The organism is Pseudomonas maumuensis, assembly GCF_019139675.1.
In the GTDB taxonomy this organism is placed as follows: Bacteria; Pseudomonadota; Gammaproteobacteria; order Pseudomonadales; family Pseudomonadaceae; genus Aquipseudomonas; species Aquipseudomonas maumuensis.
Genome location: NZ_CP077077.1, coordinates 3683865 through 3704463, shown reverse-complemented (window position 1 = coordinate 3704463; position 20599 = coordinate 3683865). Strand labels below are relative to the sequence as shown.

26 protein-coding genes and 1 tRNA gene are annotated in these 20599 nt (G+C 62.2%); 12 read left to right on the top strand and 15 right to left on the bottom strand.

Annotation, left to right across the window (positions count from 1 at the left end; translation table 11 throughout):
* Window positions 1-96 precede the first annotated feature (96 nt).
* Complete coding sequence (locus tag KSS90_RS16465) at window positions 97-822, bottom strand: META and DUF4377 domain-containing protein (RefSeq protein WP_225933093.1); 726 nt, start codon at window positions 820-822, stop codon at window positions 97-99.
* A gap of 413 nt (window positions 823-1235) precedes the next feature.
* On the opposite strand from KSS90_RS16465, the gene KSS90_RS16460 reads away from it, so the two are divergent.
* A complete protein-coding gene (locus KSS90_RS16460; RefSeq protein WP_217869812.1) occupies window positions 1236-1853 on the top strand; it encodes a hypothetical protein in 618 nt (205 codons plus the stop codon).
* A 71-nt stretch (window positions 1854-1924) separates the two neighbouring features.
* Here the strand turns inward: KSS90_RS16460 and KSS90_RS16455 are convergent, their stop codons facing one another.
* Window positions 1925-3052: an IS481 family transposase gene (locus KSS90_RS16455; protein WP_217869717.1), complete on the bottom strand. Its 1128-nt coding sequence runs from the start codon at window positions 3050-3052 to the stop codon at window positions 1925-1927.
* A gap of 154 nt (window positions 3053-3206) precedes the next feature.
* Here KSS90_RS16455 and KSS90_RS16450 point away from each other — a divergent pair, with 154 nt between their 5' ends.
* Window positions 3207-3644, top strand: coding sequence for an anti-virulence regulator CigR family protein (locus KSS90_RS16450; RefSeq protein WP_217866432.1), 438 nt, complete (start codon window positions 3207-3209; stop codon window positions 3642-3644).
* Between the two features lie 232 nt (window positions 3645-3876).
* Here KSS90_RS16450 and KSS90_RS16445 read toward each other — a convergent pair whose 3' ends face one another.
* Window positions 3877-4308: a hypothetical protein gene (locus tag KSS90_RS16445; RefSeq protein ID WP_217866431.1), complete on the bottom strand. Its 432-nt coding sequence runs from the start codon at window positions 4306-4308 to the stop codon at window positions 3877-3879.
* 116 nt (window positions 4309-4424) lie between these two features.
* Complete coding sequence (locus KSS90_RS16440; RefSeq protein WP_217866430.1) at window positions 4425-5099, bottom strand: polysaccharide lyase family 7 protein; 675 nt, start codon at window positions 5097-5099, stop codon at window positions 4425-4427.
* A 242-nt stretch (window positions 5100-5341) separates the two neighbouring features.
* Here KSS90_RS16440 and KSS90_RS16435 point away from each other — a divergent pair, with 242 nt between their 5' ends.
* The gene (locus tag KSS90_RS16435; protein ID WP_217866429.1) at window positions 5342-5530 is read left to right on the top strand and encodes a hypothetical protein; all 189 of its coding nucleotides are present in this window, start codon (window positions 5342-5344) and stop codon (window positions 5528-5530) included.
* Window positions 5531-5545: 15 nt separating this feature from the next.
* Here the strand turns inward: KSS90_RS16435 and KSS90_RS16430 are convergent, their stop codons facing one another.
* The 3 genes from KSS90_RS16430 to KSS90_RS16420 all read right to left on the bottom strand — a co-directional run bounded on the left by KSS90_RS16430 (window position 5546) and on the right by KSS90_RS16420 (window position 6453).
* Entirely contained in the window at window positions 5546-5959 is a 414-nt protein-coding gene (locus KSS90_RS16430; RefSeq protein ID WP_217866428.1) for a DoxX family protein, read from the bottom strand.
* A 105-nt stretch (window positions 5960-6064) separates the two neighbouring features.
* Window positions 6065-6149 (bottom strand) — tRNA-Leu (locus KSS90_RS16425).
* Window positions 6150-6240: 91 nt separating this feature from the next.
* Complete coding sequence (locus tag KSS90_RS16420) at window positions 6241-6453, bottom strand: hypothetical protein (RefSeq protein WP_217866427.1); 213 nt, start codon at window positions 6451-6453, stop codon at window positions 6241-6243.
* Window positions 6454-6554: 101 nt separating this feature from the next.
* Here KSS90_RS16420 and KSS90_RS16415 point away from each other — a divergent pair, with 101 nt between their 5' ends.
* From KSS90_RS16415 to KSS90_RS16400, 4 genes are all read left to right on the top strand, one after another.
* The gene (locus KSS90_RS16415; protein ID WP_217866426.1) at window positions 6555-6839 is read left to right on the top strand and encodes a hypothetical protein; all 285 of its coding nucleotides are present in this window, start codon (window positions 6555-6557) and stop codon (window positions 6837-6839) included.
* An 80-nt stretch (window positions 6840-6919) separates the two neighbouring features.
* The gene (locus tag KSS90_RS16410; RefSeq protein WP_217866425.1) at window positions 6920-8080 is read left to right on the top strand and encodes a two-component system sensor histidine kinase NtrB; all 1161 of its coding nucleotides are present in this window, start codon (window positions 6920-6922) and stop codon (window positions 8078-8080) included.
* 6 nt (window positions 8081-8086) lie between these two features.
* Window positions 8087-9532, top strand: a complete 1446-nt coding sequence (locus KSS90_RS16405; RefSeq protein ID WP_217866424.1) for an ATPase domain-containing protein — start codon at window positions 8087-8089, stop codon at window positions 9530-9532.
* A 4-nt stretch (window positions 9533-9536) separates the two neighbouring features.
* Window positions 9537-9896 (top strand): response regulator, encoded by a 360-nt coding sequence (locus KSS90_RS16400; protein WP_217866423.1) that lies wholly within the window; start codon window positions 9537-9539, stop codon window positions 9894-9896.
* 77 nt (window positions 9897-9973) lie between these two features.
* Here KSS90_RS16400 and csrA read toward each other — a convergent pair whose 3' ends face one another.
* From csrA to KSS90_RS16360, 8 genes are all read right to left on the bottom strand, one after another.
* Entirely contained in the window at window positions 9974-10168 is a 195-nt protein-coding gene (csrA, locus tag KSS90_RS16395; protein WP_023628788.1) for a carbon storage regulator CsrA, read from the bottom strand.
* Window positions 10169-10419: 251 nt separating this feature from the next.
* Complete coding sequence (locus tag KSS90_RS16390; protein WP_217866422.1) at window positions 10420-11442, bottom strand: DNA topoisomerase IB; 1023 nt, start codon at window positions 11440-11442, stop codon at window positions 10420-10422.
* 58 nt (window positions 11443-11500) lie between these two features.
* Window positions 11501-12592, bottom strand: a complete 1092-nt coding sequence (modC, locus tag KSS90_RS16385) for a molybdenum ABC transporter ATP-binding protein (RefSeq protein ID WP_217866421.1) — start codon at window positions 12590-12592, stop codon at window positions 11501-11503.
* 1 nt (window position 12593) lies between these two features.
* Window positions 12594-13274 carry a molybdate ABC transporter permease subunit gene (gene modB / locus KSS90_RS16380; RefSeq protein WP_217866420.1) on the bottom strand — a complete coding sequence of 227 codons (681 nt, stop codon included), beginning with the start codon at window positions 13272-13274 and terminating at the stop codon, window positions 12594-12596.
* A complete protein-coding gene (gene modA, locus KSS90_RS16375; protein WP_217866419.1) occupies window positions 13274-14032 on the bottom strand; it encodes a molybdate ABC transporter substrate-binding protein in 759 nt (252 codons plus the stop codon). Before modA ends, modB begins: the two co-directional genes overlap by 1 nt.
* Window positions 14033-14127: 95 nt before the next feature.
* A complete protein-coding gene (locus KSS90_RS16370) occupies window positions 14128-15201 on the bottom strand; it encodes an NAD(P)H-dependent flavin oxidoreductase (RefSeq protein WP_217866418.1) in 1074 nt (357 codons plus the stop codon).
* Between the two features lie 35 nt (window positions 15202-15236).
* Window positions 15237-15407: a hypothetical protein gene (locus tag KSS90_RS16365; RefSeq protein WP_217866417.1), complete on the bottom strand. Its 171-nt coding sequence runs from the start codon at window positions 15405-15407 to the stop codon at window positions 15237-15239.
* 7 nt (window positions 15408-15414) lie between these two features.
* The gene (locus KSS90_RS16360) at window positions 15415-15717 is read right to left on the bottom strand and encodes a DUF1883 domain-containing protein (RefSeq protein ID WP_046855131.1); all 303 of its coding nucleotides are present in this window, start codon (window positions 15715-15717) and stop codon (window positions 15415-15417) included.
* A gap of 161 nt (window positions 15718-15878) precedes the next feature.
* Between KSS90_RS16360 and KSS90_RS16355 the strand changes: the two genes are divergently transcribed.
* From KSS90_RS16355 to gorA, 5 genes are all read left to right on the top strand, one after another.
* Window positions 15879-16238 (top strand): hypothetical protein, encoded by a 360-nt coding sequence (locus KSS90_RS16355; RefSeq protein WP_217866416.1) that lies wholly within the window; start codon window positions 15879-15881, stop codon window positions 16236-16238.
* Window positions 16239-16383: 145 nt separating this feature from the next.
* A complete protein-coding gene (locus KSS90_RS16350; RefSeq protein WP_217866415.1) occupies window positions 16384-17034 on the top strand; it encodes a c-type cytochrome in 651 nt (216 codons plus the stop codon).
* The gene (locus tag KSS90_RS16345; RefSeq protein WP_217866414.1) at window positions 17031-17945 is read left to right on the top strand and encodes a c-type cytochrome; all 915 of its coding nucleotides are present in this window, start codon (window positions 17031-17033) and stop codon (window positions 17943-17945) included. Before KSS90_RS16350 ends, KSS90_RS16345 begins: the two co-directional genes overlap by 4 nt.
* 222 nt (window positions 17946-18167) lie before the next feature.
* Window positions 18168-19007: a UTP--glucose-1-phosphate uridylyltransferase GalU gene (gene galU, locus KSS90_RS16340; protein ID WP_010223914.1), complete on the top strand. Its 840-nt coding sequence runs from the start codon at window positions 18168-18170 to the stop codon at window positions 19005-19007.
* 97 nt (window positions 19008-19104) lie between these two features.
* Entirely contained in the window at window positions 19105-20460 is a 1356-nt protein-coding gene (gene gorA / locus KSS90_RS16335; protein WP_217866413.1) for a glutathione-disulfide reductase, read from the top strand.
* The last annotated feature ends 139 nt before the right edge of the window (window positions 20461-20599 follow it).

Here is a 20599-nt window from a genome sequence, read left to right as displayed (position 1 = left end):
CAGCGAGAAAATCCTGATCAGATCGATATCCCGCGTGAATAAGTAGAAGTTGCCATCACAAGAAGCCCAGCCTCGAGCTGGGCTTCTTAATTGGGATTACGGGTTCTTGCCCGAAGCATCCTGCTCGACCACAAGATCCAGCACATAGACTTGCGAAGGGGCGTCGGCTGGCGGGTTCTTCCAGTCGTACTGTTTCACCCGCAGTACGGTACGCACGCCGTCACGATGCTCGTAACCTTCGATCGACTGATAAAGCGGGTGCCAGGCGTCCTGGGGCGGCAGTTGCAGGCCAGCATCGTCGTAATGGCGCTCGCGCACCTGTAGACACTGGTAGTTGGGGATCAGCGGATGACTGCACTTGACGGTTTTGGCGGCAACCTCCAGGAACCTGGTCTGGCCCTTGCTGCCGTAACGGGTCTCGGGGGTGGCTTCGCCTTGCAGCTTCAACACCGAGCCGTCCTGAGTGGTCAATTGCAGCACGGGCGCCTCGGTAGCGCCGGTGACGACAGCGCGCAGGTCACCTTTGAGCAGACGTCCGATTTGGGTATCCATATCCATCAGGCGCTTGTCGCAGGCCATCATGGTCGAGGCCAGTTGCTGCACTTTCAGGACGCCTTCTTGGTAGCGATAGCCACCGAACTGGTTGTTGCAACCGCCGCTGATGTTCAGCTGCTGGTCACCGAAGTTCAGGCGCAACTTGCGCTCGATGCCTGTCGTCAGATCGGCGATGGGTTTGCCGGAAGCATCGGTGGCCGATGCCAGGTTCCAGTGGTAGGCCGAAAGCTCAGCCTGGGCCGCGGCAGGCGAGGTGGTAGTCGGCATGGAAGGCGATCCTTCATGGGAAGTGGAAGCCGAAGTGCAGGCTTGGAGCAGGGCAGCACAAACGGCGACGAGGAGAATGTTCTGTTTCATGGTTCGCTCTTTCAGCCTTGAAAAATGAGGGCACCTTCCTTGCAAGCGGGAAGCGCGCGCCGGTAAGCCGAAGTATCGAGGTCGGTGCAGGTATGATCTACGACCGGGCCTGGCGACCTCGGCGGCAACCGATGGCAATCGGACAGCATCGACCCGGCCTGGGTTCACAACCCGAGCCAGCCCTAAATGTTACGAAATCTTGCGCGGTGGTCACGGCTCTGTGTGAGGGGCAATTGGAGCAAGTGGTCAAAAGACTGATTCACGCGCTCGCGGTGGTGTCGGTGCCTCGCATGAATGGCGCAACCAATGGAGTAGTCGCAGCAATGATTCTGGTAGTGGAAGGCATCAGCGCCAGTGGGAAAACCACTTGGTGTAACCAGCATGGTGATGGACATGTCGTACCTGAACACGGGCGTTTTACAAGCGTGCCCGACCGCATCAAAGACCCGGCAGCGGCAGCCGCATTCTGGGCTGAGCGCAACGTTGATCGCTGGCAGGCCGCGCGGGCCATGGAGCAGCAAGCTGGCTGGGCGGTGTGTGACAGCGATCCGCTCAAGCTGCATTACATCTGGACACTCTGGCAGATCGGCGAGGCCAGCGAGCGGGACTGGCTGTCGGAGCTGCAAGCCACGAGAGACACCATCGCCCAGGGCCGTATCGGCTTTGCTGACCGCTATCTGGTTGTCAGCATTGCCCCAGAACTTGCGCGTGAGCGTGCCAAAGCGGATACGACCCGGCGCCGAAGCAATTTCGAGCTGCACGTGAGGCTGCAGCAGGCCCTTTTAAGCTGGTATTCGGCGTTGGAAAAGGTGTTGCCCGGCAGGGTCCACATTGGTTTGCCGGCACAAATGCCGGTGATGGAGCCGTTCGACAGGCGATTCGCGCTGGCGGCTTTCGACCGGATGATCGTCTCGCTCCCGACGCCAAGGCTCTGCATATAGTCTGGGCGCTTTTGCCCGTGTGTATGGACTTGAGACATCGCTGACACATGTGCGGGGACATGGTGGACACATTATCGCTTACCGTCGGGGTTGTTGAAGTCGATGGTTCGCAGCTTGTGCTGGCAGAAGTAAACATCAAAATGGTCAGGCCCTTGATCGCTGCGGCGGAGCGCCAACACATAGCCTGCTAGCGCCTTGGCTATCCGAAATGAGCGTTTCTTGAAGCGGAACTGACTGCTGTAGGGTTTCACCAAAATATCATCGGGACCGTATTCAACGGGCGGTAGACGGCTTGGGAAAGCCCGCCTGCTCATCTGGTAGCGATCTGCCGGTACTTTGTAGCCCAACTGCTGATGAGGACGCTTGTAGTTGTAAATGCCCCGCCAGAGGTCGAAAGCTTCTTGCGCTTCTCGCAGATCCCGAAAACTGCGCCCGGTTAGTACCTCGGCCTTGAGCGTCCGGTGGAATCGCTCATCCTTGCCATTGGTTTGTGGGTGGCCTGGCCTGCTGAAAGTCAGTCGAATTCCCAGACGAACCAGCCAGATACCTAGCGGTGTGAGTTCTCCGGGATTTCTTGGCGCCCCCCAGGGCGAGCCATTATCCGCGTTGATCTGCACGGGCAGTCCATACCGGCTGAACAGATCGGTCAGGTGCTCCATGACCAACCCTGTGCGCTGATGTGTGCAGGCCTGTATCACAAGGTTAAAGCGTGAGTGGTCATCAATCAGCGTCAGCGGATAACAAGGTCCCTGAGCCGTTTGGAAGAAACCTTTAAAATCGATCTGCCACAGATCATTCGGGGCTTCGCGCTCAAAGCGTGTCCATGGTTTAGCCGCCTCGGAGGCCTCCGCGGTGATCAATCCATGCCGATGCAGGACATTGGTTACGGTACTGGCACAGATGCGCTGATCAAGCAGGTGACTGATCTTTCGGCCACCCCACGTGGAGTGCTCCTTACGGATGGCAATCACTTCCTCTTCTAGCCCAGGCTGAGTCTTGCGAGGGCTGACGGCTGGCTTTCGAGAGCGCTCCTTCAAGCCGAGCAAGCCCTCCTGTCGAAATCGATTGAGCCATTTGTAACCCGTCTGAGGGCTAATGCCGAACCGGCGGCATAGCTCCCTCATATTGGCGCCCGGGTGATTGGCCAGGCTAACGAACTCTTCTCTTAAGCTCATGGCATCTCTCGCGTTCCAAGGCATGGTCGTATTCCCGGCAGATTGCTTGCCGAAAAGTGTCAACCATGTCTCCGCACACGTGTCCACCATGTGTCCGGTCCATACACCCGTGGCGAAGTCCCATGGCGTTGTACTGGGCTAGGATTGCACAGACCCTAATCTGTAAAGGCAAGTAGCGATGAGCAAGCGCCGTACTGTGATTGCCGCACTGACATCCATGGCATTGGTGATGGGGCCTTGCGTGTCTTCTGCCGACCCGGGTAATGGCAAGGGGCACGGCAAGGGGCAAGCCCAGCAGAAGCATGGCGACCCAGGGGTGGGCAAGCTCGATGGCGGGCATGGCGGTCCCGTGATCGACCAGGGCGATGTGCTGGGCATCCTGGGTGGGCACCGTGACTACTGGCGTCCAGGGCCGGCGCTGCCTCCAGGCATCCAGAAAAACCTGGCGCGCGGTAAGGCGCTGCCGCCCGGCATTGCCAAGCAGCTTGATGGCCGGTTGTTGGGCCAACTGCCGAGTTATGACGGTTATGAATGGATGCAGGCGGGTGTCGACCTGATTCTGGTGGCGGTTGCCACGGGGGTGATTTACGAGGTGCTCAGCGGCGCCTTCGACTAGCGCCGCGGGCAAAGAAAAGGCCCGCTGGGGAGGGCGGGCCAAGTGTTTCACGGATGAGTCACTAGCTTGGCAGGGCCGACGTGAAAATGTTGTCAATTGCCGCTGCTTTTTGGTGATCGGGGTGGCAAAAAGAAAACCCGCCAAATAGGCGGGTTGAACAGAACGTATCGAAGCCATGCCAGTCTGCCTACATGAATGTCAGAATTTCGTGAAGGCCACAGCAGGTAGGGTTTTAGTAACCGTTACTAAACTTTTCATCGATCTTGCGCTTCTCCATCGCATACTGCTTGGGATCGATTTCTTCCGAGATCAATTTGTTGTCGAGCGCATCCATCTGGCTTTTTTTCATGCGCGAGACATGGCCACGGGTGGCCTGGTAGTTGATCGACTCGGCGGCGTTGTAACCACTGACCGGATCCCAGAAGATCGAGAAGGGCCACAGCAGCAGGTTGGTGACGCCGTAACCGTAGGCGCGACCATAGAAAGAACCGCCACCGGGCAGCAGGCCGAGGGCCGCCGCGGCCCCAGGGCTTTTTTCCCTTACTTCGAGGTTCTGTGCACGGTAGTAGCCAAGTTCCTGTTCCTGCACGGAATTCAGGCCACTAGCGCACCCGGTGGTTAAGGCGATAAAGGTGGCGGCGATCAGGGGACGAGCAAATTGCATTACGGATTCCTAGGTGTTTCAGTGATTTACCTCGCAGTCCAAGGCAAGGCGGCGAAATCCTACCTGATGTGATGGCACTATGCCTTGATTTGTTGCATTCGGATGAATGATTCGGCCTAGCGGTGAAGTAAATCGAGCTGGCTGATCACACAGGTTGAAGCATCCTCGGGGGGCGTGCTGTCACTGAAGTCCACCTGGTTGTAGACACCGCCGTGGAAGTTGAACGTACGACCATTCCAGCTCGCAGCCATTTTCAGTACCCCGCTGTTGCCGGTGCGGCCGGCGCAGGCGGCCGACACCGTCGCGGCGCCCGTCGCAGTGACCTCGATGGTGATGTCGAAAGGCACGCCCAGGGGAACATTGGCCAGTATGGTGCTGCTGGTTGGCGTCACCTGGTTGAAGTCCTGGCGAAAACCGAGGGTGATCTTCCCTTTGTTCCAGAACACCTTGATCGCCGGGCTGTCGTCATCTTTCACATGCATTTGCGCGACCACCACCTTCTGTGCCGAGTTGACGCGCTCCAGCACCATGCGTTGCTGATTGAGATGTCTGCCGGCGCTGGACAACGCCCAGTAGACCGCTTCCTTCCACTCGCAGCGGGTGCGGTGGGTACTCTTGCTCGCCGCCCCTTTGGTCGGCGCGTTCATGCGCACGGCGCCAGTGTCCAGGCGGCTGACCACCTGGGGTAGGGTGGCGAGGGCCTGGGCGCCGGTCAACTCCAGCGCCACTGGGTTGCTGGACGACTTCGCAACCGGGGTGGTGATGATCAGGTTGTCGATGTTCACGGTCATGGTGGTTACCTCCTTGATGATAGAGATCCTGCACCGCATGCGAGCCCTGAAAGGGCATGCGGTTCACTGGGCGAAGGAGGTCCAGGCAAAAAAAAGCCCGCCAGGGAGGCGGGCAAAGAGCGTTTTTGAAGGGAGAGCCTGTACTGTGCGCGTTGTCGGTTAAGCCGGGGTTAAGCGGCTGAAGGATTGACCCCATGCGTCGATGCGCCTATACAGGCCTGCCGTTGTTACCGGAGCCTGTGATGCACGACGAAGACGATCTTCCCGAACCTGAGCACGACCATCTGCTCGACCCCGAATTCCAAGAGGGCTACGATCCCGAGGCGGATGCCTACGGGGCCCTTGACGAAGTCGAGGAAGATGAGGAATCGCTCGACGACTTCGATGACGATGAGGACCATCCGGCCTGGCATGACGACTGCGACGATTGAGGTTGTCGGGATCGTTCAGCGGCGGTCGAGGGAGAAGCGCCCGGCACCGCTGAGGGCCAGCAGCAGCAAGCCGCCGACGATGGCGAGGTTCTTCAGGAACTGAGTCATGTTGGCGCTGCGCTCGGGTTCGACCATGTTCCAGAACGGATGCCCGAGCAGCGCGGTGCCGAGCACGAACAGGGCGAACAGCAAGGCCAGAGGGCGGGTGTAGAAGCCCAGGATCAACAGGATGCCGACCAGCAGTTCCATGATCACCGCGACTGCCGCAGCCAGTAGCGGGGCGGGGGCGCCCAGGGAGGTCATGTAGCCGACCGTGCCTTCGAATCCGGTCAGCTTGCTCCAGCCGGAGAGCACGAACAGGATCATCAGCAGGATGCGGGCGAGCAGCAGAATGACGTCGCGTTGACCGTCGAGCAGGCTATAGCGCATGGCGGCGCTCCAGTGGACAGTGACAGGTTCCACTCTAGCAGCTGCGCGGCGGATTTCCGGCGTGCATGAAAAAGGCGCCGCAAGGGCGCCTTCATCGACAGAAGATGGTGCGAGTGGCGGGACTCGAACCCGCAAGGCTCACGCCGACAGATTTTAAGTCTGCTGTGTATACCAATTCCACCACACTCGCACGATTGCTGATCACTTCATGACTAAGAAGGCTCGGGCAATCAGGCGCGCTTTATAACCCATTGTTATAGAAGCGTCAACCAGCCTAGGGTTCAGGGCTCGATGGTGCGGGCGATGTCGCGCATCTCGCTGGCACTGTGGCGCAGATCATCGACGTGCTCGCCCATGATGTGCGCATCGGCCTGGTGGATCGAATGGCGCAGGAACCGGACATGGCCGTCCAGTGCCTGGCTCAGTTCATCGAGTTCGTTGGCGCTGCGCATCAGGTCGTCCTGCAGCCCTTGCATACGAAGGTTGGAGGTCATGGCGCTTCCTGTGGAATCCTGGGCGCGAGCACTATAGTTCAATTGACAGGGTGCTGCCATTGCGCCACTGTCGCGCATTGGATCCAACCAGGCCTGTCGCCATGTCATCGCTTTTCCCTGGCCCGGACGCAACGCGGCGTGTCCGCCCGAAGTTGTTCTGGCGTCTATTGCTCCTGCTTGTCTGCCTGCTGGCAGCTTTTCTGTACGTGGGCTTCATCAGCCTGGGCGGTTACTTGTTGATGCTGGGGCTCGACGGTGAGCACCCTGAACCTCAACGTTACCTGGCGCTTGCGGGCGGGGTGCTGATCCTGCTGGTGGCGGCGTGGCTGCTCAAGGTGGCGATGCCGCGTCGGCTGGTGCCGACCGTGGTGGAGCGCCAGCGCTGACGATCGTCGTATAAGGTTCGGTGCAGGCTGGACTTTTGACTACGCTCAATATGTCCTTTCGCGGTGCTTGTGGAGCGCGCATGGTTTCGACAGACCGCCCCCCCCATTCGGTGATGCCCGAGGCACGCTACGAGCAGTTGGTCCAGGCAGTGGTGGACTACGCCATCTATATGCTCGACCCGACCGGGCATGTGGTGTCTTGGAACGCGGGTGCGCAACGGATCAAGGGCTATCGGGCCGACGAAGTGATAGGCCGGCATTTCTCGCTGTTCTTCACTGCCCAGGACTGCGCCGATGGCCGCCCTCAGCGTCTGTTGCGTCAAGCCATGGAGGAGGGCAAGGCGCAGGATGAAGGCTGGCGTGTGCGCAAGGATGGCACGCAGTTCTGGGCGCTGGCGGCGCTGGATGTGATCCGTGACGCCCAGGGCGAAATCATTGGCTTGGCCAAGGTCACCCGCGACATCACCGACCGCCGCGAGTCGGCCCTGCAGCTCGATGCCATGCGTGCGCAACTGTTCCAGGCGCAAAAGCTCGAGGCCCTTGGGCAGCTCACCGGGGGCCTGGCCCATGACTTCAACAACCTGTTGACCATCATCCTCAGCTCTGCCCGGTTGGCCAGCGCCAGCCAGGATGCGGCACGTGTCAGGCGCTTGCTCGAGCATATCCTCGATGCCGGCCAGCGTGGCACCCAACTGACCCAGCAACTGCTCAGTTTTGCCCGGCATCGGCAACTGAGCATCACCCGCATCACGCCAGCCCAGGCGATCGATATCATTTGCGCTTTGGCCGAGCACGCATTGCCCCGCGAGATCGAACTGCTACCCGAGGTGGAACCCGATCTGCCGCCGATCGAGGTCGATGCCGGGCAGTTGCAGATGGTCCTGCTCAACCTCGTGTTCAATGCCCGTGACGCCATCGCGGCCACCGGGCAAATCCGCCTGGTAGTCGAAAGCGTCCAGTTGACCGGCGAGGTCGAGGGGTTGCACGGGCACTTCGTGCGCTTCGATGTGCGTGATGACGGGCAGGGCATCGACCCGCAAGTGCTGCCGCGCATCTTCGAGCCGTTCTTCACGACCAAGGCTTTTGGCAAGGGCACCGGCCTTGGCCTGAGCCAGGCCTATGGTTTCGTCCGGCAGAGCAATGGCGCGATCGAGGTGTCCAGCCGGCTCGGGGAAGGCACCTGCATGAGCCTGTACCTGCCTGCTCAGGCGGGTTCTCATATGCCTTCGGGCGAGGAATGAGCAGCCATGGTAGAGCAATTGAAGCGACTGGCCACGGGCATCGAGGGGCTTGATGCGCTACTCAAAGGGGGGTTGGTGGTCGGCGCCTCATACATCGTTCAGGGGCATCCCGGCTCGGGCAAGACCATTCTGGCCAACCAGTTGGCCTGCAATCATGTGCGCGAGGGCGGGCGGGTCCTGGTGGCAACCTTGCTCAGCGAGTCCCATGAGCGGTTGTTCCAGTACCTGTCGACCTTGAGCTTCTTCGACCCGACGGTGGTCGGCGACACCATTCAATTCGTCAGCGCGTTCGACACCTTGGAGCAGGACGGCCTGGACGCGGTGGTCCGGTTGTTGCGTCAGGAAATAGCCCGACAACAGGCCACCTTGTTGATCGTCGACGGGCTGCTGAACGCTCGCTCAAGGGCGGAAACCAGCCTGGATACCAAGAAGTTCGTCTCCGAGCTGCACGGGCATGCGGCGTTCGCCGGTTGCACGGTACTGCTGCTGACCAGTGCGCGGCTGGATGAGGGTAGCCCCGAGCACACCATGGTCGATGGCGTGATCGAATTGGGCGAGCACCTGGTCGGCAGCACTGCAGTGCGCCATGTCCAGCTGCGCAAGACGCGTGGCAGCGGCGCGTTGTCTGGGCGCCACGAGTGCCTGATCACGGAGGCGGGGTTGCAGGTCTACCCACGGCTGGAGTCGCTTTTCAGTCGTCCCAGCCAGGCAGGGGCGCAAACCTTGAGCCGGGTCGCCACGGGGGTTGCCGACCTGGATGCCATGCTCGGCGGCGGGTTGGCCGAGGCTTCGGTTAGCCTGTTGATGGGGCCGTCGGGCGTGGGCAAGACAGCCCTGGGCATCGCCTTCCTGGCTGCTTCGACGAAGGCTGAGCCGGGCCTGCATTTCGGCTTCTACGAGATGCCCGAGCGCTTGCGGTTGAAGGCTTGCGCGCTGGGGTTCGACCTGCAGGCGCTGGAGCGTGAGGGCGCCGTGCAATTGAGCTGGCAACCGACCACCGAAGGCCTGCTCGATCAACTCGGTGCGCGGCTGTTGGCGCAAGTCGAGGCGCTGGGCGCCAGGCGTGTGGTGATCGACAGCCTAGGGGCGTTCGGGCGCCTGGCGCTGGAGCCTGCCCGCCTGAACGCTTTCTTCCGCGCACTGACCGGCGAGTTGCGTGCCCGTGGCGTAACGGTGCTGCTCACCTGGGAGATGCGCGACATCTTCGGCGCGGAGATCACTGCGCCGGCCCCCGATCTGTCGAGCATCGTCGACAACCTGATACTGATGCGTTTCGCCGAGCTCGAGGCGCAGCTGCACCGCGCCCTGTCGGTCATCAAGGTGCGCGACAGCGACCACGACCCGGCCTTGCAGGCATTGAACCTCGGACCCCATGGCATCAGCCTGGCGCGAGCGTTCGACGGTGCCAGTGGCGTGCTCAGTGGTTCGGCGACCCCGCCGGGAGATCGCTGATGGGATGAATAGCATCCTGATCGTCGATGACGAGTACCTGATTGCCGATATCCTCGGTTTTGCCCTGGAGGACGAAGGCTATCTGGTCGAAAAGGCCAGCAACGGGCGCAAGGCTCTGGAGGCCTTGAAGGAAAAGCGGGTCGACCTGGTGATCACCGACTACATGATGCCGATGCTTAACGGCGAGGAACTGCTGCAGGCGATACGTGACGAGCTGCAATTGACGGACCTGCCGGTCATTCTCATGAGCGGCGCCCAGGCCAGCCAAGGCCGGGCCTGCCCCGGAAGATTCGCGGCGGTGTTCGACAAGCCATTCGACATGGACCGGATGATCGCCACGGTGCGCGAACTGATCGGCACCTGAGGTTCAGGAGAGGCTCCCCGCATGGGCGGGCAATCGATCAGGCGCATCCGTGCGGCATGATGCGGTTGGCTTGCGGGTTACTCGTCGTTGCTTTTCTCGGGGGCAGGGCTGCCCGCCTGGATTCGCTTGTAGATCTCTTCACGATGCACCTGGACATCTTTCGGTGCATCGATACCGATCCTCACTTGCATCCCCTTGACGCCCAGAATGGTGACTTTGATGTCATCGTCGATGACGATGCTTTCGCCAACCTTGCGGGTGAGTATCAGCATGTAATTCTCCTTGGTGATGTAGAAAACCGCCGAGCCAGGTGGTCTGCGGTGGGAGCCTGTCCCTCTTCCTTCTCATTAAAGACGCTTTCGGCGGATAGTAATTCCCCGACAGATAAATTCTGTTGTCGATCTTTAGTTGCAGGCGCCGGTTGGGTGGTGATGCAGCCCCCCGGCAAGGTGCTCGGTGGCAAGGATAGGGTGCTTGACGCGATATGGGAAATTTCTCTGTTCGATGAAGTAAATAGTGGGCGTCAATGATCGTCTTGTTGCTCCAGGATTTGCAGGAATCGCAGCAATGCCACTTCCTCGGTCTCCAGCCCCTTGCGCGGGCGAGCGCGGGGCAGGCCTGTCAGGCGCCCAAGGTGGAAGTACTCGAGGACCGCGGGGTGGATGTAGCAGCGCCGGCAGACCGCCGGTGTGTTGCCGAGGCGCGCGGCCACCTGGCGAACGATGGCGGCGACTTGGCGGCGGGCCTCGCTGTCGGGTTCCCAGGCCAGCGGTCGGAGCAGCTTCAGCGCCAGGCTGCTGCCGGCCCAGGTGCGGTAGTCCTTGGCGGTGAAGTCGGCACCGGTCAACTGCTGGAGGAACTGGTTGACCTCGGTCGAGCCGATGCCATGGCGTTGTCCCTGATCGTCCAGGTACTGGAACAACGTCTGGCCGGGCAACTCCATGCAGCGCTTGACCAGGCCGGCCAGGCGCCGGTCGGTCAGGGTGACGTTGTGTTCGACGCCGCGCTTGCCGCGGAACTGGAAGCGGATACGACTGCCCTTGACCTGCACATGGCGGGTGTCGAGGGTGGTCAGGCCGTAGGAGCGATTGTCGCGCAGGTACTGACGGTTGCCGATGCGGATCAGTGTGGTGTCGAGCAGGCTGATCACCAGCGCCAAGACCTTCTCACGGCCAAGGCCCGGGCAGGCCAGGTGCGCGTCCAATTGCTTGCGCAGCCTCGGCAGCGCTTCGGCGAAGGCCAGCAGGCGGGCGTACTTGTACTGGTCGCGGGACTCGCGCCATTGGGCGTGGTAACGGTACTGCTTGCGCCCACGGGCATCGCGCCCGGTGGCCTGCAGGTGCCCTCGCGGGTCGGCGCAGATCCATACGTCGGTGTAGGCCGGCGGGATCACCAGAGCGGCGATGCGCGCCAGAGTATCTTCATCGCGTACCCGCTGGTTGCTGGCGTCGAAATAGTGGAAGCGGTCGCGCCAGCGCCGGCGGGTAAGGCCGGGCTGGGTGTCATCGACATAATGCAGGGCGGCAGGCAACGGGCAGTCGGGCATCGGCGCAGTCCATCGAGGGCACTCTTGCTGCAATGGACAGCAGCCGCCGCGTCATTGCTCAGCCCAACAGCGCCACCGACTTGATCTGCGCCCACAGCAACTGGCCCGGGCGTACCTCGAGCTGGTCCGCCGAATAGCGTGTGATGCGTGCCAGCAGGGCGCTACCGGAGGCATCCAGGCTGACCAGCACATGGGCAGGGTTGTCCGCCGGGCGACATTCGCGAACCCGCACCGGCAGGCGGTTGAGGATGCTCGACGCACCGTCGGCGGCCAATGCCAGGCTGACGTCCCGGGCCTGGACCTTGAGGCGCAGGGTGCTGCCCACATTCAAGGCGGGGTGGGCGATGCGCAGCAATTGCCCCTCCGTGCCGGGTAGGCGCAGGTCAAACAACTCATAATGCGGGTCGTGTCCCACCACCACGCCCTCGAGCACCACCCCGGCATCCTCGCCCTGGGCCAACGGCAGGTCGAGGCGGGCCAGGGTCTGGCCGATCGGCCCGCTGGCCACCGCCTTGCCCTGTTCGAGCAGGACCAGGTGGTCGGCCAGGCGCGCCACTTCGTCCTGGGCATGGCTGACGTAGATCAGCGGGATATCCAGTTCGTCATGCAGGCGCTCAAGGTATGGCAGGATTTCCCGCTTGCGTGCGTTGTCGAGCGCAGCCAGGGGTTCGTCCATCAGCAAGAGCCGTGGGCTGCTGAGCAGGGCTCGCGCGATGCCGACCCGTTGTGCCTCGCCACCGGACAACGTTGCCGGCTTGCGCGCCAGCAGGTGGCCGATGCCCAGTAGTTGGCAGGCCTGGTCCTGGCTGATCTTGCGGGCCTCCGGGGCGATACGGCGCCAGCCGAACTCGAGGTTGCCGCGCACCGACAGGTGCGGGAACAGGCTGGCCTCTTGGAACACGTAGCCGACCGGGCGCCGGTGCGGTGGGATGAAGTACCTGCGGGCGCTGTCCTCCCAGACCTCGCCGTTGACTTCGATATAGGCGCTGGCCGCCCGTTCCAGGCCGGCCAGGCAGCGTAGGCACGAGGTCTTGCCCGAGCCGGAGTGGCCGAACAGGGCGCTGATGCCGCGACCGGGCAGGTCAAGGTCGATGTCCAGGGTGAAGTCGTCGCGCGCCAGTTTCAGGCGCGCGCGTATCGATGCGCTCATTTCAGCTCCAGCCTGCCTTGCCACGGCGGCCGGCATAGAGCATCAGCAGCACCAGGAACGAGAACACCAGCATGGCCCCGGCCAGCCAATGCGCCTGGCTGTATTCCATGGCCTCGACGTGATCGAAGATCTGCACCGAGACCACGCGGGTCTTGTCGGGAATGTTGCCACCGATCATCAGCACCACGCCGAACTCGCCGACGGTATGGGCAAAGCCGAGGATGCTGGCGGTAATGAAACCGGGGCGAGCCAGGGGCAGCACCACGTGAACGAAGGTGTCCCAGGGGCTGGCGCGCAGCGTCGCGGCCACTTCCAGCGGGCGCTGGCCGATGGCGCCGAAGGCGTTCTGCAGTGGCTGCACCACGAAGGGCATCGAATACACCACCGAACCGATCACCAACCCGGTGAAGCTGAACACCACGCTGCCCAGGCCCAGGGCCTGGGTAGTCTGGCCGATCCAGCCATGGGGACCGAGGGCCAGTAGCAGATAGAAGCCGATTACCGTCGGCGGCAGCACCAGGGGCAGGGCCACCACCGCGCCGATCGGCCCGCGCAGCCAGGAGCGGGTGCGCGCCAGCCACCAGGCGATGGGCGTGCCCAGTACCAGGAGAATGGCGGTGGTCAGGCTGGCCAGCTTGATGGTCAGCCAGATGGCACCCAGGTCACTGGCGTCGAGGGGCATCAGATTTCATAGCCGTAGGACTTGATCACCGCGGCGGCCTTCGGGCCTTTGAGGTAGTCGACCAGGGCCTTGGCGGCCGGGTTGTCCTTGCCTTTGTTGAGGATCACCGCATCCTGGCGAATCGGGTCGTGCAGCTCGGACGGCACGATCCACGCCGAGCCTTCGCTGATCTTGCCGTCTTTGTAGACTTGCGACAGGGCGACGAAGCCCAGCTCGGCGTTGCCAGTGGAGACGAACTGGAAGGCCTGGGTGATGTTCTGGCCTTCGACGATCTTGGCCTTGGTCGCTTCGGTCAGCTTCAGCTTGTCCAGCACCTGGGTGGCTGCCAGGCCATAGGGCGCGGCCTTGGGGTTGGCGATGGACAGGTGCTTGTACTCGTTCTTCTTCAGCACCTCGCCCTTGGCGTCGACGTAGCCCGGCTTGGCCGACCACAGCGCCAGGGTGCCGATGGCATAGGTGAAGCGCGAGCCTGCAACGATTTCCTTCTCCTGTTCCAGCTTGGCCGGGGTGCTGTCGTCGGCGGCGAGGAACACCTCGAACGGCGCGCCGTTCTTGATCTGTGCGTAGAACTGGCCGGTGGCGCCGTAGGCAGCGACCAGCTTGTGGCCGGTGTCCTTCTCGAAGTCCTTGGCGATGGCCTGGATGGGCGCTGTGAAGTTGGCCGCCACGGCAACCTGGACTTCATCGGCCAGGGCGCTGTTGATCGAGATAAGGGTGGCCAGGGTGCTGATGGCCAGGTGGGACAGGCGAATACGCATGCGAACGGCTCCTGAGGACGGCGGGTTATCGTTATGTTGGCAACTATATAGCGATAAGCCATCCGTCGGAAAGAGGGGGTCGGGCAAATTCTTGATCAGTGAGTCAGCTTTTTCAGAGCTTGCTCGGCGATGGCGCGGGTCAGCTCGCCTGCCGCCATGTGCCGACCCAACCGCAGGGCTTGCCCCGACCAGAGGTTGCTGAAGGCGGTGTCGCCTTGCGGGTCGGTGATCGCCCGTAGCGGCATCAGCGCGCCGCCTGCCAGGGGGAAGCGTGGGGCGAGGGCGCTCATCGGCCCCAGCTCGCGCATGAGACGGTTGTTGATGCCGCGTGCCGGACGGCCGGTGAACAGGTTGGTCAGTGCGGTGTCGCTGGCGGGCGCGCTGTCCAGGGCGCGGCGATGAGCCGCAGACACCTTGGCCTCGGGGCAGAACAGGTAGGCGGTGCCGATCTGTACCGCCGAGGCGCCCAGGGCCAGGGCGGCGACCAGGCCGCGATGATCAGCCACCCCACCGGCCGCGATCACTGGGACGCGCACCGCATCGACGATCTGCGGCACCAGCGCGAAGGTGCCAATCTGGCTGGTGATGTCGTCGCTGAGGAACATGCCACGGTGGCCGCCGGCTTCATAACCCATCGCGATGATCGCATCGCATCCGTGCCGTTCCAGCCATACCGCCTCTTCCACCGTGGTGGCGCTGGACAACACTATGGCCCCGGTTGCCTTGACTCGCCGTAGCAGATCGGGCGCCGGCAGGCCGAAGTGGAAACTGACCACTTCCGGGCGCAGTTCCTCCACCAGCTGGCAGCTCTGTTCATCAAAGGGCGCGCGATTGGACACCGGCGTCGGCGCCTCGAAGTCCGCGCCGACCTCCTCGTAGAAGGGCTTGAGCGCCTGCTTCCAGCGGGCATCACGGTCAAGGTCGGGCGCTGGCGGTTGGTGGCAGAAGAAGTTCAGGTTGAGCGGGCCCTGGCAGGCTGCGCGGAATGTCTCGATTTCGCCACGCACCTGCTCGGCGGTGAGCATGGCACAGGGCAGGGCACCCAGCCCTCCGGCATTGCCCACGGCGATGGCCATGGCAGCGCCGGTGGCGCCGGCCATGGGGGCCTGGAGAATGGGCAACTCGATGCCCAGCAGATCGAGGATGCGGCGGTCTTGCCAGGTGCTCATGGGCGACTCCTTGAGTGCGGTGGGATCAGGCGTAGCTACAAGGCCTTGCTGACCTGGATGTCGCTGATCTTCTCGGCGTCGTCGCCATGGATCTTGCGCAGGGCTTCCTGCGCCTGCTCGAGGGAGGCGTCGGGCATCTGGGCGAAGTCCCAGCGGCGTTCGCCGTCGAGCTTGTACTTGATCACGTACTTGATGGTCTGGGTCATGCTGGCTTCATCCGAGTTTCGACGACGAGCGACGAATGATCTTGATCTTGTGGGTCAGGGTTGGCTTGCGCGTCACGGAGATCGGGCGGGTGGTCACGGTGTCGATGGTGATGTTCCAGAAACCGGTGCTGGGAACGGTGATCTTTGCCGGGAACTTCTCGAAGTGGCCGCCGTGGTAGGTATGTCGGCCGCCATTCTTGAAACTGCGGAAATTGGCGTCGTTCATCAGGCGGATGTTGCAGCGCTGGGAGCACTCGATGACGACGATGTCGTCCTCGTTCAGGTGCTCGCGCTGGTGTACGAATTTCATGGGGGGCTCCGCAAGGATTGTTTCTGCAAACGCGAAAGATATCACGATGTGAGGTTACACTTGCGTCCGGGCTGGCCAAGCCAAGGAGATTTCCGCCAGACGTGGGAGCAAAAACGCCTGGACGTGGTCAGAGGATGACTTTGAAGTTGGAGAGTGTGTACATGAAATGGGCAGTAGTGGCAGCGCTGTTGACATTGGGGGGCTGCGTCAGCGTGACGGAACTCGAGCAGTCCCACGCCACCTTGGATGTGATTTCCGGCAAGACGCCGCGCGAGTATGCCGACTGCGTGAAGAGCAAGCTGGCCGAAACGCGTGATCCGTTGCAGGAGGAGGTACGCGGCGATGGCCTGCGCCTGACCGTGCCGCAGAAGCTTTCCGCCGGCGTGGGCCCGGCGGCGCTGTTCGACATCGACAAGCGTGGCAGCGGTAGTGCAATCAAAGTCTACGAGCGCTTGAACAACTTCCCGCTACGCCTGGGCGATGTGCGTACCTCCGCAACCCAGTGCATCTCCGGTTCTTGATCCAGCTCAGTTAATCGGCAAATAGCTGGCGTATTGCCATTTTCCTGCCCGGCGGCACGTTGTCGCAGCCCGGGGAATAGGCCTAGTATTTCTGGGCTTATATCGTTTGAGCCTAAGCTTATAACAAGGAAATGGAGCCTCCGTGATGAAACCCCTGAGCCATGTCGTGATCGGCAGCCTGCTGATCTTGGCCTGGCCCTCGGCGCACGCCGCCGACGGCCAGAAAATCTTCAACCAGGGCGGGCAGAACCCCGCCGCCATGGCCTGCCTAGGCTGCCATGGTGCGGACGGCAAAGGCATCGCTGCCGCCGGTTTTCCCCGCCTGGCCGGCTTGCCCGCCGGCTATCTGAGCAAGCAACTGCACGACTTTCGCAGTGGCAGCCGTAAGCAGGCGGTGATGGAACCGCTGGCCAAGGCCCTGGACGATGCGGAAATCGAAGCGGTCAGCGCCTACCTGGCCAAGCTGCCGGCCGATGCCGCCCCTGACACGCGCCGCCAGCAGATCGCCACCGACCCGGTGACCCGCTTGGCGGTCTATGGCGACTGGAGCCGGCAGATTCCCGGTTGCGTGCAGTGCCACGGCCCGGGAGGCAGCGGTGTCGGCGAGCACTTCCCGCCGTTGGCCGGGCAGCCTGCCGGTTACCTGGTCGCGCAGCTCAATGCCTGGCGCGACGGCAGCCGCAGCAACGACCCCAACCAGCTCATGGTCAACGTGGCCAAGGCGATGACCGATGCCGAGGTCAAGGCGCTTGCCGACTACTTCGCCCAACCCGCCAGCCAGGAGGCCAAGCCATGAAAACCCTGATGCCAGCTTTGTTGCTGTTGGCCATGGGCTCTGCCCAGGCCGCCCCCATCGCCATGGAAGACCAGTCCCAGCTCAAGGTCCCGGGCACACAGGTCACCCCGCAATTCGTGCCGCCCGCGGAAAGCGCGATCCCCGACAATGCCTTCGGCAAGATGATCCGTGAAGGCCATGCGCTGTTCGTCGACACCCGCCGGCTGATGCCGGACGCGGTGGGCAATGGCATGAATTGCAGCAATTGCCACCTCGACCAGGGACGCATGCCGCATTCCGCGCCACTGTGGGGCGCATACCCGATGTATCCGGCCTACCGTAAGAAAAACGACAAGGTCAACACCTTCGCCGAGCGCATCCAGGGCTGTTTCAGCTTCAGCATGAACGGCAGGCCGCCGGCGGCCGATAGCCCGCAGATGACTGCGCTGAGCGTCTATGCCTACTGGCTGTCGACCCAGGCGCCGACGGGCGTGGAGATCGCCGGGCGCGGCTACCCGGAAGTACCGAAGCCCAAGGACGGCTACGACTTCAAGCGCGGCAAGCAGGTGTATGACGAGCAATGCGCGATCTGCCACGGCGGCAACGGCGAAGGGCAGAAGGTGGCCGGGGAGTACGTGATGCCACCGTTGTGGGGTAGGGACTCGTACAACTGGGGTGCAGGCATGCACCGGATCAACACCGCGGCGTCGTTCATCAAGTACAACATGCCCCTGGGCAAGCCCGGCAGCCTGAGCGATCAGCAAGCCTGGGACGTCGCGGCCTGGATCAACCGCCAAGAACGGCCGCAGGATCCACGCCTGGTCCAGGGCTCGATCGAGAAGACCCGGTTGAAGTTCCATGCCAATGACGGGGTCAACCTGTATGGGCAAAAGGTCGATGGCGTACTCATCGGCCAGGGCATCGGCGGCTGAGCTGTTCCGATGAAAGGCCAAGCCCGCAGCCACGGTGCTTTCGTGGCTGCGGGCCGGCCCTGCGACTACCCGTTGGGCGCTTAATGTTCACGCCATTTCGGAACTATCTACACTGGAATATCTCTATGATGGCATCGGCCGACGCGGGGGGCATTGTAAGGTGACCTCCGCCTGATTAGACTGCGCCGAATTTCGTACGCAAAGCCCTTGTTAAGGACGTATATGATCAAGAAATGCTTGTTCCCGGCAGCCGGTTACGGCACCCGCTTCCTGCCCGCTACCAAAGCCATGCCCAAGGAAATGCTGCCGGTGGTCAACAAGCCACTGATCCAGTATGGCGTTGAAGAAGCGCTGGACGCCGGCCTCAACGAAATCTCCATCGTTACCGGCCGTGGCAAGCGCGCCCTGGAAGACCACTTCGACATCAGCTACGAGCTGGAAAACCAGATCAAAGGCACCGACAAGGAAAAATACCTGGTCGGCATCCGTCGCCTGCTCGACGAGTGCTCGTTCTCCTACACCCGCCAGACCGAAATGAAAGGCCTGGGCCACGCGATCCTGACCGGCCGCCCGCTGATCGGCGACGAGCCGTTCGCCGTGGTGCTGGCGGACGACCTGTGCGTCAACCTCGAGGGTGACGGCGTACTCAAGCAGATGGTCAAGCTGTACAAGCAGTACCGCTGCACCATCGTTGCGATCATGGAAGTCGACCCACAGGAAACCAGCAAGTACGGCGTTATCGCCGGTGATCTGATTGGTGACGACCTGTACCGTGTACGCAACATGGTCGAGAAACCCAAGCCGGAAGATGCACCGTCGAACCTGGCGATCATCGGTCGCTACATCATGACCCCGGACATTTTCAAGCTGATCGAAGAAACCGAACCGGGCAAGGGCGGTGAAATCCAGATCACCGACGCACTGATGAAGCAGGCCCAGGACGGCTGTGTGATCGCCTACAAGTTCAAGGGCAAGCGTTTCGATTGCGGTGGCGCCGAAGGCTACATCGAAGCGACCAACTTCTGCTTCGAGAACTTCTACAAGACCGGCAAGGCTTACTGAGTCGTTCTTGATGTCTGAAAAAGCCACCTTCGGGTGGCTTTTTTGTTTGCGGCGGCCAACGGCGCTATGCTGGGCGCCTGCCTAGGAGACTGAATGCATGGCCTACGATTTTGATCTGTTCGTGATTGGTGCCGGGTCCGGCGGTGTGCGCGCGGCGCGATTCGCTGCGGGCTTTGGTGCCAAAGTGGCGGTGGCCGAGAGCCGTTACCTGGGGGGCACCTGCGTCAACGTCGGCTGCGTGCCGAAGAAACTGCTGGTATACGGCGCCCATGTGGCCGACGAGCTGGAGCAGGCCGCGGGCTTCGGCTGGACCCTCGAGGAGGGCCATTTCGACTGGGGTACGCTGATCGCCAACAAGAACCGCGAGATCGAGCGTCTCAACGGCATCTATCGCAACTTGCTGGTCAACAGTGGCGTCACCCTGCTGCAGGGACATGCCCGGATCACCGGCGCCAATGAAGTGGAGGTCGAGGGCCAGCGTTACACGGCGGCCACCATTCTGATCGCCACCGGTGGCTGGCCACAGGTGCCCGACATCCCCGGCAAGGAGCTGGCGATCACCTCCAACGAGGCCTTCTACCTCAAGGCATTGCCACGCCGTGTACTGGTGGTGGGTGGTGGCTACATAGCCGTGGAATTCGCCGGCATCTTCCAGGGCCTGGGCGCCGATACCACGTTGCTGTATCGCGGCGACCTGTTCCTGCGCGGCTTCGACGGCTCGGTGCGCACGCACCTGAAGGAAGAACTGGAAAAGCGCGGTATGGACCTTCAGTTCAACGCCGATATCCAGCGCATCGACAAACTCGATGACGGCAGCCTCAAGGCCACCCTCAAGGATGGGCGCGAGCTGGTCGCAGACTGCATCTTCTACGCCACCGGTCGGCGGCCGATGCTGGACAACCTGGGCCTGGAAAACACCGGGGTGGAGCTGGATCCGCGTGGTTTCATCCGAGTCGATGAGCAGTTCCAGACCACCGAGCCTTCGATCCTGGCCATTGGTGACGTGATTGGCCGGGTGCAACTGACGCCGGTGGCTCTGGCCGAAGGCATGGCCGTGGCTCGGCGTCTGTTCAAGCCCGAGCAGTATCGCCCTGTCGATTACCAGAACATCCCGACTGCGGTGTTCAGCCAGCCACCGATCGGCACCGTAGGCCTGACCGAGGAGCAGGCGCTGGCCGCCGGGCACAAGGTGCAGATCTTCGAAAGCCGCTTCCGGGCGATGAAGCTGACCCTTACCGACATTCAGGAAAAGACCCTGATGAAGCTGGTGGTCGACGCCGAGACCGACAAGGTCCTGGGCTGCCACATGGTCGGACCGGATGCCGGCGAAATCATCCAGGGGCTGGGCATCGCCCTGAAGGCCGGGGCGACCAAGCAGCAGTTCGACGAGACCATCGGCGTACACCCGACCGCCGCCGAAGAATTCGTGACCATGCGTACCGTGACGCGCTGATCCGCGCTTCCTCGATCGCGGGGCAAGCCCGCTCCCACGCCAGGTATCACCGGACGTGGGAGCGGGCTTGCCCCGCGATGCTTTTGACCCCGCGCAATCCTTTGCTCAGCCCAATCCCTTCTATTAATAATTCCGCCTT